Origin of the sequence: Christiangramia sp. LLG6405-1, from assembly GCF_045055805.1 — a bacterium.
GTDB lineage: Bacteria > Bacteroidota > Bacteroidia > Flavobacteriales > Flavobacteriaceae > Christiangramia.
Genome location: NZ_CP159330.1, coordinates 1,189,339 through 1,206,740, shown reverse-complemented (window position 1 = coordinate 1,206,740; position 17,402 = coordinate 1,189,339). Strand labels below are relative to the sequence as shown.

Here is a 17,402-nt window from a genome sequence, read left to right as displayed (position 1 = left end):
TAATCCACATTTGCTGGACTATATGCAGATCAATTTTAGAAATTTCAGTATTCAATTTAATGAACAAAAAATTGAGTACTGGAATTTTGCTATTTAGTGCTCTAAAAAACTTTGTTTTCAGTCATTGTAAAATAAGCGTGTTTATCTCACTTCGGAAGAAAATAGATTCAGTTCAGGCTTAGAAAACATAAATAGGTTCAATAAGAATGAAGAGTTAATTAGATATTTTTAAATACATCTTTAAAAACATTGAGCGAAACTACCGCTTACTGAAAAATAGATGAAGAGTTCTCATTCAAATTATCCACTGACTTCTCATCATAGTTGAAATTATCTACCCCGTTCTGTAACCACTGCAAATATTTCTCAGCATCTGGTTCGTAAGCAATGGGATCATTTAATTTATTTCCGTCATTATCAAGCAAAACATAATATGGTTGTGCATTTGCTTTATAGTTTGTGATCTGGAAATCACTCCATTTATTCCCAATAGTTTCAATTTCCTTACCCGTAGCTTCAGATATATATTGTTCATTCTCAGGAAGATCTCGCTGATCATCTACGTAAAGTGAGATCAAGACGATATCGTTCTGAAGTAAATTTAACACTTCATCTTCACTCCATACTCTTTCTTCCATCTTTCTACAATTTACACAGGCATGCCCTGTAAAATCCAGCAACACTGGTAGATTCTGCTGTTCTGCATAAGCCATTCCCTGTTCATAATCATGAAAGCTAACCAGATCATGAGGCCCATAATCGGCTCCTTCAGGAAGGCTGGAGTTAACATTCGAATTCAGTCCTCCGGCACTTCCTATACCATCCGGTGATTCACTGTATTGTAATGGCGGAGGAAAACCACTAATAATCTTCAAAGGTGCTCCCCATAAGCCAGGGATCAGATAAATGGTAAATGTGAGAACTATAATTCCTAATAATAATCTTCCCACAGATATAAATTCGAGAGGAGAATCGTGCGGTAAACGTATTTTTCCGAAGAGATACAGGGCAAGAACAGCAAAGATCGCTATCCAGATCGCCAGGAAAACCTCTCTTTCAAGGAAATGTAATTGCAAGACCAGATCTGCATTCGAAAGAAATTTAAATGCCAGTGCCAGCTCCAGAAATCCTAAAACTACCTTGACCGTATTTAACCAGCCACCAGATTTTGGTAAGCTGTTCATCCAACCCGGGAAGGCCGCGAACAATGCAAATGGAAGGGCGATTGCCAGTGAAAATCCAAGCATTCCGATAATTGGTGCAATACCTCCTTTCGAAGCCGCTTCCACCAGTAAAGTTCCCACAATTGGTCCGGTACATGAGAATGAAACGATCGCTAAGGCCAGCGCCATAAAAAATATTCCAACCAGCCCACCTCTGTCTGCTTTAGAATCGATCCTCGTTCCCCAGCTACTTGGCAATACGATCTCAAAAGCCCCCATAAAGGACATTGCGAAAACTACTAAAAGTATAAAGAATATGAGATTGAACCACACATTGGTGGATAAAGCATTCAGACTATCAGCTCCAAAGATCAGGGTGACCAATGAGCCTAGAAGCACATAGATAACAACGATCGAAATTCCGTAAAAAATAGCATTCCTGATTCCCGCTGCACGTGATTTCGACTGCTTTGTGAAAAAGCTTACCGTCATGGGAATCATTGGGAAAACACAAGGTGTTAGCAAGGCTGCGAACCCTGATAGAAATGCAATAATAAAGATTCCCCAGAAAGAACGCTTTTCTTCAGTATCAAGATTGTCTGTTTCCTCAAGGTCTAGCTTTGCCGGAGTAGTATCTTCCTTTAACTGAAAAGTAAATTTTTTCGAATCAAATATACAGGCTTCATCATCGCATGCCTGGTATTCGATCTTGGCAATTATAGTGGATAATGTGGTGTCGGTAACTCGTACACGCTGGGTAAATGTTGCTTGGTCCAAAAAATAACTTAGATCCGTCTCAAATACCTTGTCAAATTCAGTAATAGACTCACTCTCTTTTGTTTCCACTATTAGTTCATACGTAGCATTTTGATCTTCGAAGGTGAACACTGTAGAGTTTACGGCTCCTTCAGGCTGAGTTTGGGAGTATAAATGCCATTTATTCTGAATGCTGGCTTCAAATATGAGATCATATTCGTTCTCTGAAACTTTTTCAACTTTAGAAGTCCATTTAACCGGATCCTGGATTTGAGCGGTCGCGCCCATGGTAAATAACAAACAGAATAGAAAAAGACCTTTTTTAAAATGTCCTAAAGAAATATGCATATAAACTGCGCCTTTAATTGAATTTGAACGGCTTCAAAAATAAGGAATTTAACCTGATTAAGCCTGTGGAAAATCAGCATTCTTAATGATCAAAATAACCATCTCTTTCTATGCTGAACAATTTACTGAGTCGTAAAAATTAGCCAGCACTAACCACTCATTTAAAAATATTTGCAGTTTGAAATTATTGCTAAAACCAAAGGATACAATTAGTAAGAAGTGAACTATTTAAAAATAATATCTAGTACAGCAATCATAGGGACGCTGTAAGTCACTTAGCTAATTTATAGGGATCAGAATACTTGTTTTTGTGCCCTTATCCATTTCTGAAGAAATTTTCATAGTACCTCCAAGTTCATGCACCAGTTCGTTGACCAGTTTCAAACCTAGTCCGAAGCCTTTCTCCCCGGCAGTTCCCAAAGATAATTCTGAAACATCTTCGAAATAGTTCTCCAGCGCCGCACTGCTCATTCCAACGCCGTTGTCCTGCACAAGCACATCTAGTTGTTTCCCAATTTCTGTATTTATAATATCCATATGCACCTCTATACTTCCTCCAGAGGGAGTGAACTTGATTGAGTTGGAAATCAGGTTGCCAAAAATAGAGAGAACACGTCTCCTACTAAACTTAAGCTGATCTTTGTCACGATTAACAAGCACATTAAAACTAAGATTCTTGGATTTCGCCGGTAATTCATAAAGCTGGATCAACCGCTCCTGGAGATCTGCCATATTAATTCTCCTGCTCGATTGCACTTCATTATCCCTACCGCTATTTAAAATTTCATCGGTCAATTCAATGATGCTATATCCTGAATTTTTTATGAGAGAAAAGTATTCCCTCATTTCATCTGCGGAAAGATCTTCTTCTTCCACAGATTCGGCAAGACCCGCGATTCCATGAACCGGTCCTCTTACATCATGCGCGACCTGGTTCTTGATTCGAACGGTTTCTGAAAGTGTATACAAAGTTTCGTTCAACTTCTTTCTATGTTCCAGCTTGTACACAATTTCCTGAGCTATCACAGCCAGTGCCTTTTTTTTATCTAATCCTATATCCTGCTGCTGGGTGTCGAGCATACATAACGAACCTACATTCTCACCTGAACTTAACGTAAGAGGCATTCCCAGGTAATAGCGGTAAGCTTCCTCTCCTATAACGTAGGCCTTATCCTTAAACCTGTCATCCAAATCCAGCCTCTGCACCTCCATGAAACTGTTAGATCTTATGGTGTAGGCACAAATAGAGTTTTCTTTTGCAATACGCTTAGGTTCGTCTTCAACGGCTGAGAGTGTCCATTGCGAATAGTTATCTATAAGGTTTACAACAGAAACTTCAGTTCCGGCGATATGTCCGGCCAGTTCCATCAAGCTTTTGAATTGCTCTCTTAGCTCATAAAGATCAAGATCGAACTCACTTAATTTTTTTATCCTGAGGTATTCCTTCTGAAGACTCTCTGCTTTCGTTATTCTCATAGCCAGATTTTCGGCTGCAAAGATAGATGAATCTTACAGACAAATAATTAGAATTACTAAACAAGATGAAGTACGAACACTCCTTAAACAAAAAAGCCTTCTCCCACCAAGTGGAAAAAAGCTTTTCATTGGTTAACCGCAAATCCACACAACAAGGATTATAGGGCGGTTAACTACACATTCCCCTCTCAGGGAACAAAAACAACACAACTAATCTTTAGCGCCAAAAAAAGCCCCCCGTATAGAGGAGCTTTTTTGCAACTTTGCGGTCTGGACGAGACTCGAACTCGCGACCCCCTGCGTGACAGGCAGGTATTCTAACCAACTGAACTACCAGACCGTTGCGTTATTGCGAGGGCAAATATACGTCCCTTTTTAGATTGAGCAAACGTTTTTTTAAGTTTTTTGAAAATAATATTTCGAGTCCTATCCAAACTTTTGTTTCTCAAGCAAATAGGTCGTCAGAATATTTTCAAAATTTTTATTGATATCTGCAGCCACATAGGTAATCCGGTACTTGGCACATTGTGATTTTAAGTTTTCGAGGTACTTTTTAACCGCTTCGCGGTAGGTATTTCTAATATTTTCAGAATAAAGATCTATTTCCGCACCCGTTTCTACATCGGTAAATCTACGCGGACTGTTCTCAAAATCGAATTCGAGTTCCTTTTTTTGATCCATCACATGGAAAAGAACGATCTCATGCCTGTTGTATTTTAAATGCCTTAGAGCTTCGAACAGCTTCTCCTCATCGGTATCTTCCTGAAACATATCTGTAAATAGAAAAACAAGACTTCTACGCTTCAGCTTCTCCGCAATTTGATGTAAATAAGTATAGGTATCGGTAGAACTTCTAACCTTATCAGATCTTAGAACCTCATCAAACTTGTCTAACAACATATGATGATGTCGCTCCCCAGATCTTTCCGGAGCATAGAATTCAAATTCGTCGCTGTAAATACTCACACCAACAGCATCTCGCTGTTTTTTCAGAATCTCCATAAGACAGGCTGAAGCAAGTACAGAGAATCCAATCTTATTCAAGTGCTGCCTGTCCTGTTTTTCGATCTTAGGATAATGCATGGAAGCAGAGTTGTCGATTATAAGATGACAACGCAGGTTTGTTTCCTCTTCATATCGCCGCGTATATAGTTTCTCAGACTTCGCAAACAACTTCCAGTCTATATGCCGGGTACTTTCCCCGTTATTATAGATCTTATGTTCAGCAAACTCTGCTGAAAAACCATGGAACGGACTTTTATGCATCCCCGATATATAACCTTCAACCACTTGTTTGGCCAAAAGGTCGAGATTTAAAAAACCTCCGGTTTTGTGCAGCTCCTTCTCTATTTTCATTTCAAACTGAAATTAGGTAGTTTTTTTCAATAAAAAAAGCCCCGCTATTGCGAGGCTTGAATATATTGATCATTGTTTATTACAACAACTGGTCGATAGCATCAGCATAAGTCTGCTTTGGAGCAACACCTACCTGGCGACCTACAACTTCACCGTTTTGAAATACAAGAACAGTTGGGATGTTACGAACACCATATTTTGCTGCAAATTCCTGGTTTGCATCTACATCAAGCTTACCAACAACTGCTTTTCCATCATATTCAGAGCTTATCTCGTCAATGATTGGCCCAACCATTCTACAAGGTCCACACCATGCAGCCCAGAAGTCCACCATTACCGGTTTATCACTCTTTAGTACTTGTTCTTCGAAATTCGCGTCGGTTATTTCAATAGCCATAATATCTTTAATTTTATTTGTTTAACATTCGATTCGTAAAAGTAGTCAATAATATAAAGAATCCTTACAGCCTCTATATTGCATTTGACTATAAGTATATTGTTTGGTTTTATAAGGGAGCCTCACGCTTGTCGCGTGACCGCGCTTTCGGCGCTACATGGTAGCTTGCCTCTATCGCTGGCTCAAACAATTCACAAATTACGAATCTAATTCAACTTATATATAAACTGTTCCTTTTCCAGCTCCTCGATAAGTTCCTGCGAAATTTGCACTTTACGTTTCCGGCTGGGCATTTTTAGTTTCACCTGCTCTGCCATGTCGTAAACTATGAATTGTAGTTGACATTCGCCTTTATGCATATTAAATGTGTCGTTTAACCAATCGATCTTTTCAGCTTTCAGGTCCTGAACATTTAGCTGAATTGTTAGTTTCTTCGCATTCTTATCCATGATATCATGTAACAAACTTATATCCCGAAACTGTATTCTTGGTTCTCCTTTTTTCCCGGTATCCTTATTAGTCCAGCCTTCTTTCACAAAGATCTTAAGATGAATAAAGTTATTAGGAACAAAGAAATGTTTCATACGCAGGTATTCTTCTCCAAATATCTTGAACTCGTAAGACTCCTCGTAATCTTCTACCGTAAAGATAGCCCAGCCTTTCCCATTCTTGGAGACCCTGTGCTGTACATCGACCACTACACATCCAATAGTGAGTTCTCTATTTACGATGCTTTCCAATTCCCGGCAATCTGACAATTTACCATTACAGAAATAACTCATTTCTATTCTAAAATCATCCAACGGATGTCCAGAAATATAAATTCCCACCACTTCCTTTTCTCTACGTAGCTTCTCCATAGTTCCCCATTCACTACAAGGTGGAACTTCCGGCTCGGGAATCTGAACATCACTTGCTTCCCCAAACAGACTTACCTGGGAGGAATTCTGACTCTCCTGGAATTTCTGTGCATACTTCACCACCTTTTCCAGGAAACTCATTCCAATCCCATCGTCATGGAAATATTGCGCTCTATGTGTTCCGCCAAATCCATCGAATCCCCCGGCTAGGGCTAGGTTCTCAAAAGCTTTTTTATTTGCAGAGCGTAGATCTATCCTCTTAGCCATGTCGAAAATAGACCTGTAGGGACCTTCTTTAGACTTCCTGTTTTCAACAATGGTTGCTACAGCACCTGATCCAACTCCTTTGATCGCACCCATTCCAAATCTTACTGCATTTTCCTTATTTACAGAGAATTTATAATAGGATTCATTTACATCGGGTCCAAGAACATTCAGTTTCATTCTCTTGCACTCTTCCATAAAGAACGTTACCTGTTTGATATCATTCATATTATTGGAAAGTACCGCTGCCATATATTCCGCAGGATAATGCGCTTTTAAATATGCGGTTTGATAGGCGATCCATGCGTAACAGGTAGAGTGAGACTTGTTAAAAGCATATGAAGCGAAGGCTTCCCAGTCTTTCCAGATCTTTTCCAACACCTCTGCTGGATGACCTTTGGCATTCCCGCCATCTATGAATTTAGGCTTTAATTGCGCCAGTAAAGCAACAAGTTTTTTACCCATCGCTTTACGTAACATATCGGCTTCACCTTTACTAAATCCTGCCAGCTTCTGCGAAAGCAGCATCACCTGCTCCTGATACACTGTGATTCCGTAAGTTTCCTCCAGGTATTCTTCCATTTCTGGAAGGTCATAGGAAATCTCTTCATCGCCGTGCTTCCTTGCAATGAAACTTGGAATATATTCCATAGGTCCCGGTCGGTACAAGGCGTTCATGGCGATAAGGTCATCAAAAACCGTTGGTTTCAAGGCCTGCATGTGTTTTTGCATACCCGGTGATTCATACTGGAAAATTCCAACTGTTTCTCCTCGCTGGAATAATTTGTAGGTTTCTTCATCATCAAGCGGAAAACTATCCGGGTCGAGGTCTATATCATGTCTTCCCTTTACGATCTTCACGGTATCCTTGATCAAAGTAAGGGTCTTCAGACCCAAAAAGTCCATTTTTAGCAGTCCGGCACTTTCAACGACCGAGTTATCAAACTGGGTAACATAAAGATCTGAATCTTTAGCCACAGAAACTGGCACATAATTGGTAATATCACCGGGAGTAATGATCACCCCGCAGGCGTGTATTCCTGTATTTCTAACTGAGCCTTCCAGGATTCTAGCCTGGTTTACTGTTTCTGCTTCCAGATCATCCCCTTCAGCAATATTTAGAAGCTCATTGATTTTTTCAATTTCATCTCCACGGAACTTAGAACGGATGGTCTTTTCATCCATGGCAAATAGTTTCCCCAGCTTGGTATTTGGAATAAGTTTCGCAATCCTGTCTGAATCCATAAGGGGAAGATCCAGCACCCTTGCGGTATCCCGTATGGAGGATTTTGCCGCCATAGTTCCGTAGGTAATGATCTGCGCCACCTGGTTCGCACCATATTTTTCGATCACATAATCCATCACCCGGCTTCGACCTTCATCATCAAAATCGATATCAATATCGGGCATACTCACACGATCAGGATTCAGGAATCTCTCAAAAAGTAGATCATACTTGATAGGATCGATATTGGTGATCCATAAACAATATGCTACTACAGATCCCGCGGCAGATCCACGTCCAGGTCCAACCGAAACTCCCATAGCCCGAGCAGCCCTGATAAAATCTTCTACAATAAGGAAGTAACCTGGATAACCGGTATTTTCAATTACCGAAAGCTCAAAGTTGAGTCGTTCTTCAATATCTGGAGTGATCTCTGGATATCTCTTTCGAGCTCCTTCAAAAGTAATATGCTTTAGAAAAGCGTTTTCACCTCTTTTCCCTCCATCTACAAGATCCTCTTCGCTCTGAAATTCTTCAGGAATTTCAAATGCCGGAAGTAAAACGTCTCTGGCCAATTCAAAAGGCTCAATTTTATCTACAATTTCCTGGATATTACTAATCGCATCTGGAAGATCCTTGAAAAGCCGCTTCATTTCATTTCCAGACTTGAAGTAGTATTCGGTATTTGGTAAGCCATAACGATAACCTCTTCCGCGGCCAATAGGCGTAGCTTGCTTTTCACCATCCTTTACACACAACAAGATATCGTGCGCATTGGCATCTTCCTGTTTCCAGTAATAGGTATTATTGGTAGCAATTAGTTTTACCTCGTGTTTTCTGGAAAATTCCACAAGCACGGGATTCACCCTGTTCTCATCATCCTGATCATGACGCATCAATTCGATGTAGAGATCATCTCCGAATTCTTGTTTCCACCATAACAAAGCTTCCTCAGCCTGTTTTTCACCAACATTCAGAATCTTACTGGGAACTTCACCGTATAGATTACCGGTTAGCACGATCAGATCCTCTTTGTATTCCTTAATTACTTCTTTGTCTATACGAGGTACATAATAAAAACCATCGGTATAGGCCTTGGAAGACATTTTTGCGAGGTTATGGTATCCCTTCTTATTCTTTGCAAGGATCACGACCTGATAACCATTGTCTTTTCTACTCTTATCTAAATGATTCTCACAAACAAAGAATTCACATCCTAATATGGCTTTCAATGGCTTTCTAAGCGCTTCTCCATTCTCTTCTGCCGAGGCATTATGATCTGCTACACCTTTGTTATAAGACCCCACTTCCTTCACGAAGTGAAAGGCACCCATCATGTTCGCGTGATCTGTTAGCGCAACCGCACTCATATCCTCTTCAGCAGCTGCAGCCACCAGATCAGGTATACTTATAGTCGATTGTAAAACTGAAAACTGTGAATGATTATGAAGATGCGCGAAACGTATCTCATCCAGCTTCTCTAAATTCTCCTGAATTTCTTCAGTCGAAATATCATCTGAAGGCTGTTGTTTTTCCAGCCTTTTTCTTATTCTATCTGAAGCTTTCTTTAAATTAATGTGCTTTAGACCTATAAGCTCTATACTCGCCGGATTCTCTTCGGAAAAGTTTTCGAAATAGCCTGCAGGAACATCGAGCTCATCCAGCGTATAAATTCTTTGCCTGATAAGTTCTAAAAAACACCGGGTAGTAGCTTCAACATCTGCAGTAGCGTTGTGCACTTCAGCAAAAGGTTCATTAAAAAGAAACTCATGTAGCTCGGTAAGAGTAGGTAATTTGAATTTACCACCACGACCTCCAGGTATTTCACAAAGTGCTGCGGTTTTCTCTGTACAGGTATCCAGAACTGGCATTTCCTGAAGGGAATTATCAAAGTTTCTTCTGATGAATTCCGCCCCCATGATATTCAGGTCAAAACCAACATTCTGGCCAACGATAAACTTAGATTTCTGAATGGCGATATTGAACTTCTCCAGCACCTCATCCAAAGAAATTCCCTGTTCCCGGGCCAGATCTGTAGATATACCGTGAATTCTTTCAGAATCATAGGGAATATCAAAACCCTCAGGTTGTATAAGATAATCCTGATTTTCAATAAGATTACCCATCTCATCATGCAACTGCCAGGCGATCTGTATACAGCGTGGCCAGTTATCAGAATCGGTTAAAGGGGCATCCCATCGCTTAGGTAAACCGGTGGTTTCAGTGTCAAAAATCAGGTACATTCCTTGGTATTTAGAGCCTTAAAAGAAGATATTCAAGCGGTTAGTTTTTGCCAACCTTCCGCGCTAAATTAATGAACTTTAGGCCTGATAAAAAACTTTGTTTTAAGGAATTATTAACCATAAAAAAAGCCTCACAAAATCCTGAAAATTCAGAAATTCTGTGAGGCCTGATACGAACACAAAAAACTACTACTACTTCAATCAAACATGGTTCGCATCATTAATTTTAATATAAGACCAGATTGGTTAATTTCTGATCTGATTTGTTTTTAGGCGATATCTTCTAAAGCCTTCACTTCATTAAGAGATGCTACAATAGCATTTTTTTGCTTCATTAGTACATTTCCAGTACTTGCAGGAACTTCAGAATCCTTAAGGATCTCTTCATATTCCTCTACAGCTGCTTTTTCTCCACGAATAGCTTCTTCAAGAACCGCTTCATCTTTATCACCAGATAAGCTAGCTTTTAAATTCATCCATCCACGGTGAAGATCACCTGCGATACTTGTTCCTTTATCCGGAGTTTCACCGAAGTTGCTGATCTCAGATTTTAATTCATGTCCAAAATCGTAACGTTCCTGTGCACGAGCAGAGAAAAAACTCTTTAATCGTTGGTTATTTACTTTTTCAGCTGCCAGTTTATATCCTTTCTCAGCATCATAATTCTTTTCTAGTAACTCATTAAGTTTCTTAGATACATTTTCTGAATAACTCATTGCTTTATTTTTTTTCATATTAGTTACCCAAAGATATGTTGAGAAAACCTCGATAACAACCTATTTAACAGGGTTTAGCACTAATTAACCTCTTTTAACAGCCACCATTATTTTTAACTAAAATAACTCCCAAAATGGCAGATTTCGAGACTTCAGCTGAGCATTTTAAAATCTAATGCTAAAGTGTTCAGAATTAGAAAAATGTAGTATCTTTGCAGCCTTATTAATAATCGGGGTCGAGAACCCCAAAATTTAATTTTTATGCCAGTAAAAATAAGATTACAAAGACACGGTAAAAAAGGAAAACCTTTTTTCTGGATCGTAGCAGCGGATACCCGCTCTAAAAGAGATGGTAAATTCCTTGACAAATTAGGGATCTACAATCCAAACACAAATCCTGCAACTATCGAATTAGATGTTGATGGAGCCGTAAAATGGTTGCAGAACGGTGCTCAGCCAACTGACACTGCTCGTGCAATTCTTTCTTACAAAGGAGCTTTACTTAAGAAACACCTTGCAGGTGGAGTTAAGAAAGGTGCTTTAACTGAAGAACAGGCTGAAGAGAAATTCAACGCCTGGATGGAAGAGAAAGAAGGAAAAGTTGACGCAAAGAAAGATTCTTTGACGAAAGCTCAGGAAGCTGAAAAAGCGAAAGCTTTAGAAGCTGAAAAAGAAGTAAACGCTAAACGTGACGCTGAAGCAAGAGAAGCTGCTGAAGCTGAAACGAAAGCGGCTGCTGAAGCTGAAGCTGCTGCAACTGCAGAAGCTACAGATGACGCAACTGTCGAAGCTGCTGAAGAAGAAGTGGGCGCTGCAACTGCAGAAGAAGCTAATACTGAAGACAAAAAAGACGCTTAAAACAGTAGACGATGACTAAGGAAGATTGTTTCTACCTGGGGCGCATCGTCGCAAAATTTAGTTTTAAGGGCGAAGTGCTTATTAAATTAGACACCGACGAACCTGAACTTTACACAGAAATGGAATCGGTTTTCGTTGAATACAACGAAAACCTGGTTCCATTTTTTATTGAAAGATCTTACCTCCACAAAAGTACTCTTCTAAGAGCCAAGATCGAAGATATCGATACCGAGCAGGATGCAGAAGACATGATTGGTGCAGAACTCTACCTGCCTCTTGAACAATTACCTCAGCTTCCCGACGATAAATTCTATTTCCATGAGATCATTGGTTTTGATGTTATCGATCAACAACACGGGAATATTGGAACGATCGTTTCCATCAACGATACTACAGCCCAGGCGCTGTTCGAAATTGATAAGGATGGCAAACAAATCCTGATTCCAATGAACGATGAGTTTATTGAAAAGGTAGATAAAAAGAATAAGGAGATCAAAGTTATCACCCCTGAAGGTCTGGTTGACCTTTACCTTAGCTAAGCATAGGTTTCATCCCATCCAAACGCCTCCAGTATTGGATTATAGACTATAGCTCCCTTTACAATATTAAGTCCCTTAGCAAGCAATGGATCATGATCACATGCCTTTTCCCAACCTGCATCTGCAAGTTTGAGAACATAAGGTAATGTGACATTTGTTAAAGCAAGCGTAGAAGTATAAGGCACCGCTCCGGGCATGTTAGCCACACAATAATGTACAATATCATCAATGATATAAGCAGGTTCCTCGTGCGTAGTCGGTCTCGTGGTTTCGATACAACCTCCCTGGTCCACCGCTACATCCACGATCACTGCCCCCGGCTGCATCGTTTTTAGCATATCTCTGGTAACCAGTTTTGGAGCCTTTGCACCTGTGATTAAGACACCACCAACCACTAGATCTGTAGTTTTCAAGTGTTTCCTAATATTATATTCGTTCGAGAATTCGGTAACCACGTGGCTAGGCATGATATCGTTCACGTATCTTAATTTGTTCATGTTCACATCAAGAACGGTTACTTGGGCACCTAATCCAGCAGCCATTTTCGCTGCCTGAATCCCGACCACACCTGCACCCAGCACAAGCACTTTACCTGGTGGAACACCCGGTACACCACCAAGTAACAAACCTTTACCCTGAACAGGTTTTTCAAGATATTTCGCTCCCTGTTGAATAGCCATCCTTCCTGCCACCTCACTCATAGGAGTTAATAATGGCAATGTACCATCCTTATCTTCTACCGTTTCATAAGCTATACACACAGATTTACTACGCATCATGGCTTCCGTAAGATTCTGGTTGGAAGCAAAATGGAAATATGTAAAAACTATCTGATCTTCTTTAATTAGACCATATTCCTGTTCGATCGGTTCCTTGACCTTTACGATCATATCGCCAGCACTGTAAACCCGGTCTATAGATGGAAGTATTGTAGCACCTGCAGCATGATAGTCTTTGTCATCAAAACCACTGGAATCACCAGCAGTTGATTGTACATAAACTTCATGACCTTTTTTCGAGAGTTCGAGTACCCCAGCAGGTGTCATGCCCACCCTGTTTTCATTGTTTTTGATCTCCTTCGGAATTCCAATTTTCATGGTAGATAAATTTGTTTCCGAAAAATAGTGAAGAAAATAAAAATAGGGGTGTAAAAAGTTATAAATTACATTTTACAACCCTATCTAATAATTTAAAGGGGGTTACATTACGATATTTACAATTTTACCCGGAACGACTATAACTTTCTTAGGGGTAGATCCGTCTAATTGATTTTTAGTCCTGTCATCGTTAAGAACATTCTTTTCAATTTCCTCTCTGGACATATCCATAGGTAATTCCATTGTAAATCTCATCTTACCATTAAAAGAAACTGGGTAGTTCTTCGTGCTCTCCACAAGAAACTTCTCTTCATACACCGGATACTCAGCAGTAGTAATAGATTCAGTATTACCAAGTTTTTCCCAAAGTTCTTCGGCAATATGAGGTGCGTATGGTGCGATAAGCACAGTTAAAGGCTCAAGCACCTCCCTTTGGTTACAGTTTTGAGCAGTAAGCTCATTTACACAGATCATAAATGTAGAAACCGAAGTATTGAAACTGAAGTCTTCAATATCCTCTGTTACTTTTTTAATGGTTTTATGTATTGTTTTTAAAGAATCCGCTGAAGCTTTATCGTTAGTAACAACGAACTGCTCTTCATCATGGAAAAGCTTCCAGAATTTCTTCAGAAAATTATGTACGCCGGTAATTCCCGCTGTATTCCATGGTTTTGCCTGTTCGAGCGGCCCCAGGAACATTTCATACATTCTTAGTGTATCTGCACCGTATCGCTCACAGATCTCATCTGGATTCACCACATTGTATTTAGACTTCGACATTTTCTCCACTTCCCTTCCAACAATATATCGTCCATCTTCCAGCACGAATTTAGCATCTGCAAATTCAGGTCTCCACTTTTTGAAACCTTCTACATCAAGTTCATCTGAGGAATTTACCAACGAAACATCTACATGAATTGGCTGCACGTTGTTTCCCTTGATCTGGGTGCTTGAAATGAATACATTCTCTCCTTCCAGCCTGTAAACAAACGCACTGGTTCCCAGGATCATTCCCTGGTTGATCAATTTCTTGAATGGTTCTTCTACGGTAAGTCTCCCACGATCACTTAAAAATTTGGTCCAGAATCTGGAATACAATAAGTGACCCGTAGCATGTTCGCTACCACCAATATAAAGATCCACATTTTCCCAGTACTGCTGTGCCTCTTCGGAAACAAAAGTATCAGGATTGCCGGCATCCATATATCTGAAAAGATACCAGCTACTTCCAGCCCATCCCGGCATGGTATTCAATTCCAACTGAAATACTGTGGAGTTGTTAATCTTATCATTAGAAACTACCTCATTTTTTTCAGCATCCCATGCCCAGTTAGTAGCATTTCCCAAAGGTGGTTCACCGGTTTCGGTAGGAAGATATTTCTCCACTTCTGGCAACCTTAATGGAAGGTGCTCCAGATCTATCATTTTTGGCAGTCCATTTACATAATAAACAGGAAATGGCTCTCCCCAATATCTCTGTCGGCTAAAGACGGCATCTCTAAGCCTGTAATTTGTCTTACCATAACCCTGACCTGTTTTTTCAAGCTCAAGAATTACACGGTTCAACGCTTCTTTATATTCCAGCCCGCTAAGAAAATCTGAGTTTGCGATCACTGTTCCTTCTTTCCCCGCATAAGCTTCCTGGGAAACATCTACATCTTCGAAAATATTAGTGATAGGGAGATCAAAATGTCTCGCAAAATCATGATCTCTTTGGTCTCCACAAGGAACGGCCATTACCGCCCCGGTTCCATATCCTGCCAGCACGTAATCACCGATCCAGATTGGAATTGGCTCTTTCGTAAATGGATGTTCAGCATACGCTCCGGTAAAAGCACCGCTAATGGTTTTTACATCGGCCATTCGCTCACGCTCACTCCTTTTTGCCGTCGCTTCAATATAAGCTACAACTTCTTCCTTGTGATCTTCAGTAGTGATCCTGGAAACGAGTTCATGCTCTGGAGCAAGTGTCATAAAATTGACTCCAAAAATGGTATCGGGTCTGGTGGTGAAAACTTCAAACTCTGTATCGCTGTTCATTACTTTAAAAGCAACCTGAGCACCTACAGATTTCCCGATCCAGTTACGCTGACTCTCCTTCAGACTTTCAGTCCAGTCAAGTTTATTGAGGTCCTGCAGCAATCTTTCAGCAAAAGCTGAAATTCTCATGCTCCATTGAGTCATTTTTTTACGAACTACCGGGTAGCCTCCTCTTTCAGAAACACCATTTACGATCTCATCATTAGCGAGAACGGTTCCCAGTTGCGGGCACCAGTTCACTTCAGTTTCAGCAAGGTAGGTAAGTCGGTACTTTAATAAAATTCGTTCTTTTTCATCTTCAGAATAACGATTCCATTCTTCCGCAGAAAATTCAGCAATATCAGCATCACAAGCAGCGTTGACCCTTGTATTCCCTTCCGAAGAAAATATATCCACCAATTCAGAAACCGGTCTGGACTTTTCAGCTTCCAGATCATACCAGCTCTCGAATAATTGGATAAAGATCCACTGTGTCCATTTATAATAATCTGGCTCACTGGTACGCACTTCACGACTCCAGTCAAATGAAAATCCGATCTTATCAAGTTGCTCCCGGTAACGGGCAATGTTATTTTGAGTTGTTAACGCAGGATGCTGACCCGTCTGGATCGCGTACTGCTCTGCCGGAAGCCCAAAACTATCATATCCCTGTGGATGCAATACGTTAAATCCCTTATGGCGCTTGTATCGGGCATAGATATCACTGGCAATATACCCTAATGGATGCCCTACATGCAAACCCGCTCCAGAGGGATAAGGAAACATATCCAGCACATAATATTTTGGTTTATCGGTATTGTTGGTGGCCTTGAAAGACTGGTTTTGCGCCCAGTATTTCTGCCATTTCTCCTCGATCTTATTAAAGTGGTAACTCATGTGATATCTGCTTAACTAAATTCTTATGAACAGCCCGGGAAAGTTCAAAACCCCGAAGCACAGGTGGCGGGATCTCTCCTACCATTTTTATACGGATGCAAAAATACAATTTTAAAGGACTTTTTTAGAGCTAACAAGGAACACTTAAAGTGTTTTTCTAGCCTGCTCTTCCATGGGCTTCAGGCATTCATAGATCATTTTATTCACCGGCGTTTTAATTCCCAGTCGCTCACCTTCCCGAACTATAAAACCATTAAAATTTTCGATTTCTGAAGGTTTTCCCTCCATAATATCTCTTTGAGTGGAAGCTGTAGTTCCTTGTGGCTGGTTTTCGATGATCTGGAAAGCTTTTTCAATATGCTCATCATTCAGCGGAATATCTTTGGCATTAGCAACTGATTTAATTTCTGCGGAAGTTTGTTTCATAAGGTCCAACAGGTATGAACTATTTCTAATCTTATCGATACTTACGCGTGTAAATCCGCCAATTCCACTGATGGTGCAGATAAAAAGAAACTTTTTCCAGATCTCCAGCTGAATATTTTCCGGATTAAGAAAATCAATCTTAGCTTCCGAAAATAAAGTACTAATCTTTGAAATCCGTTTAGATCTACTATTGTCTGCTTCCCCAAAAACGATCCTTGGCTCAAAAGAGGCGTGCTTGATCTTCCCGGGTTTTTCAATATAACTCACGATAAAACATAAACCCGCAATTACGTTTTCCTTTGGAAGTATTTCGGTGAGCTTTTCATAATTATCTGCTCCATTCTGTAATGGCAGCACGATCGTATCTCTGGAAATAATCTTTTTTAATTCTGAGGCGACCTCTGAAAGTTGCCAGCTTTTCACTCCCAATAATATAAGATCTGGAGTACCAACTTCATTAATATCATTGGTTACCAACTCGGGATGCACAGTAATATCTCCATTGATACTTTCCAGCTGCAAGCCAGATTCCTTGATCGCCCGCATGTGTTCTCCACGAGCAATAAAACTCACTTTGTTACCTGATTCTGCAAGTCTCGCTCCAAAGTAGCCGCCAACTCCACCTGCTCCATAAACTAAGATTTTCATAAACGTCTTTTGCCCAAATGTACTTATTTCGGTTTAACCTGAAGATCAGCAGGTTCAATCAATAAAACTTCACAACTTTATGCATCCAATATTTTCAAAAGTTTAAACGTTTTA

The 17,402-nt window shown here is 40.2% G+C and carries 11 protein-coding genes and 1 tRNA gene; 2 read left to right on the top strand and 10 right to left on the bottom strand.

Features of this window, described 5'->3' with window-relative positions; all coding sequences use genetic code 11:
- Window positions 1-266: 266 nt before the first annotated feature.
- The 7 genes from ABVM50_RS05600 to ABVM50_RS05570 all read right to left on the bottom strand — a co-directional run bounded on the left by ABVM50_RS05600 (window position 267) and on the right by ABVM50_RS05570 (window position 10,804).
- Window positions 267-2,207, bottom strand: a complete 1,941-nt coding sequence (locus ABVM50_RS05600) for a protein-disulfide reductase DsbD family protein (protein ID WP_405200686.1) — start codon at window positions 2,205-2,207, stop codon at window positions 267-269.
- A gap of 339 nt (window positions 2,208-2,546) precedes the next feature.
- On the bottom strand, window positions 2,547-3,743 hold the full coding sequence (locus tag ABVM50_RS05595) for a GAF domain-containing sensor histidine kinase (RefSeq protein ID WP_405200335.1): 1,197 nt from the start codon (window positions 3,741-3,743) through the stop codon (window positions 2,547-2,549).
- Window positions 3,744-4,009: 266 nt separating this feature from the next.
- Window positions 4,010-4,083 (bottom strand) — tRNA-Asp (locus ABVM50_RS05590).
- Window positions 4,084-4,169: 86 nt separating this feature from the next.
- Entirely contained in the window at window positions 4,170-5,099 is a 930-nt protein-coding gene (locus ABVM50_RS05585) for a DUF58 domain-containing protein (RefSeq protein WP_405200334.1), read from the bottom strand.
- Window positions 5,100-5,178: 79 nt separating this feature from the next.
- Window positions 5,179-5,496: a thioredoxin gene (trxA, locus tag ABVM50_RS05580; RefSeq protein WP_026914648.1), complete on the bottom strand. Its 318-nt coding sequence runs from the start codon at window positions 5,494-5,496 to the stop codon at window positions 5,179-5,181.
- A gap of 206 nt (window positions 5,497-5,702) precedes the next feature.
- Window positions 5,703-10,088 (bottom strand): DNA polymerase III subunit alpha, encoded by a 4,386-nt coding sequence (dnaE, locus tag ABVM50_RS05575; protein WP_405200332.1) that lies wholly within the window; start codon window positions 10,086-10,088, stop codon window positions 5,703-5,705.
- Window positions 10,089-10,357: 269 nt separating this feature from the next.
- Window positions 10,358-10,804, bottom strand: coding sequence for a PA2169 family four-helix-bundle protein (locus ABVM50_RS05570; protein ID WP_405200685.1), 447 nt, complete (start codon window positions 10,802-10,804; stop codon window positions 10,358-10,360).
- A gap of 261 nt (window positions 10,805-11,065) precedes the next feature.
- On the opposite strand from ABVM50_RS05570, the gene ABVM50_RS05565 reads away from it, so the two are divergent.
- Window positions 11,066-11,662, top strand: a complete 597-nt coding sequence (locus ABVM50_RS05565; RefSeq protein ID WP_405200331.1) for a 30S ribosomal protein S16 — start codon at window positions 11,066-11,068, stop codon at window positions 11,660-11,662.
- Between the two features lie 11 nt (window positions 11,663-11,673).
- Window positions 11,674-12,201 (top strand): ribosome maturation factor RimM, encoded by a 528-nt coding sequence (rimM, locus tag ABVM50_RS05560; protein WP_405200330.1) that lies wholly within the window; start codon window positions 11,674-11,676, stop codon window positions 12,199-12,201.
- On the opposite strand, the gene ald is transcribed toward rimM, so the two are convergent.
- The 3 genes from ald to ABVM50_RS05545 all read right to left on the bottom strand — a co-directional run bounded on the left by ald (window position 12,198) and on the right by ABVM50_RS05545 (window position 17,288).
- Window positions 12,198-13,298, bottom strand: a complete 1,101-nt coding sequence (gene ald, locus ABVM50_RS05555; RefSeq protein ID WP_405200329.1) for an alanine dehydrogenase — start codon at window positions 13,296-13,298, stop codon at window positions 12,198-12,200. The two genes, rimM and ald, sit on opposite strands and share 4 nt — an antisense overlap.
- 102 nt (window positions 13,299-13,400) lie before the next feature.
- Window positions 13,401-16,214, bottom strand: a complete 2,814-nt coding sequence (leuS, locus tag ABVM50_RS05550; RefSeq protein WP_405200328.1) for a leucine--tRNA ligase — start codon at window positions 16,212-16,214, stop codon at window positions 13,401-13,403.
- Between the two features lie 144 nt (window positions 16,215-16,358).
- Window positions 16,359-17,288 (bottom strand): ketopantoate reductase family protein, encoded by a 930-nt coding sequence (locus tag ABVM50_RS05545; protein WP_405200327.1) that lies wholly within the window; start codon window positions 17,286-17,288, stop codon window positions 16,359-16,361.
- Window positions 17,289-17,402: the final 114 nt, after the last annotated feature.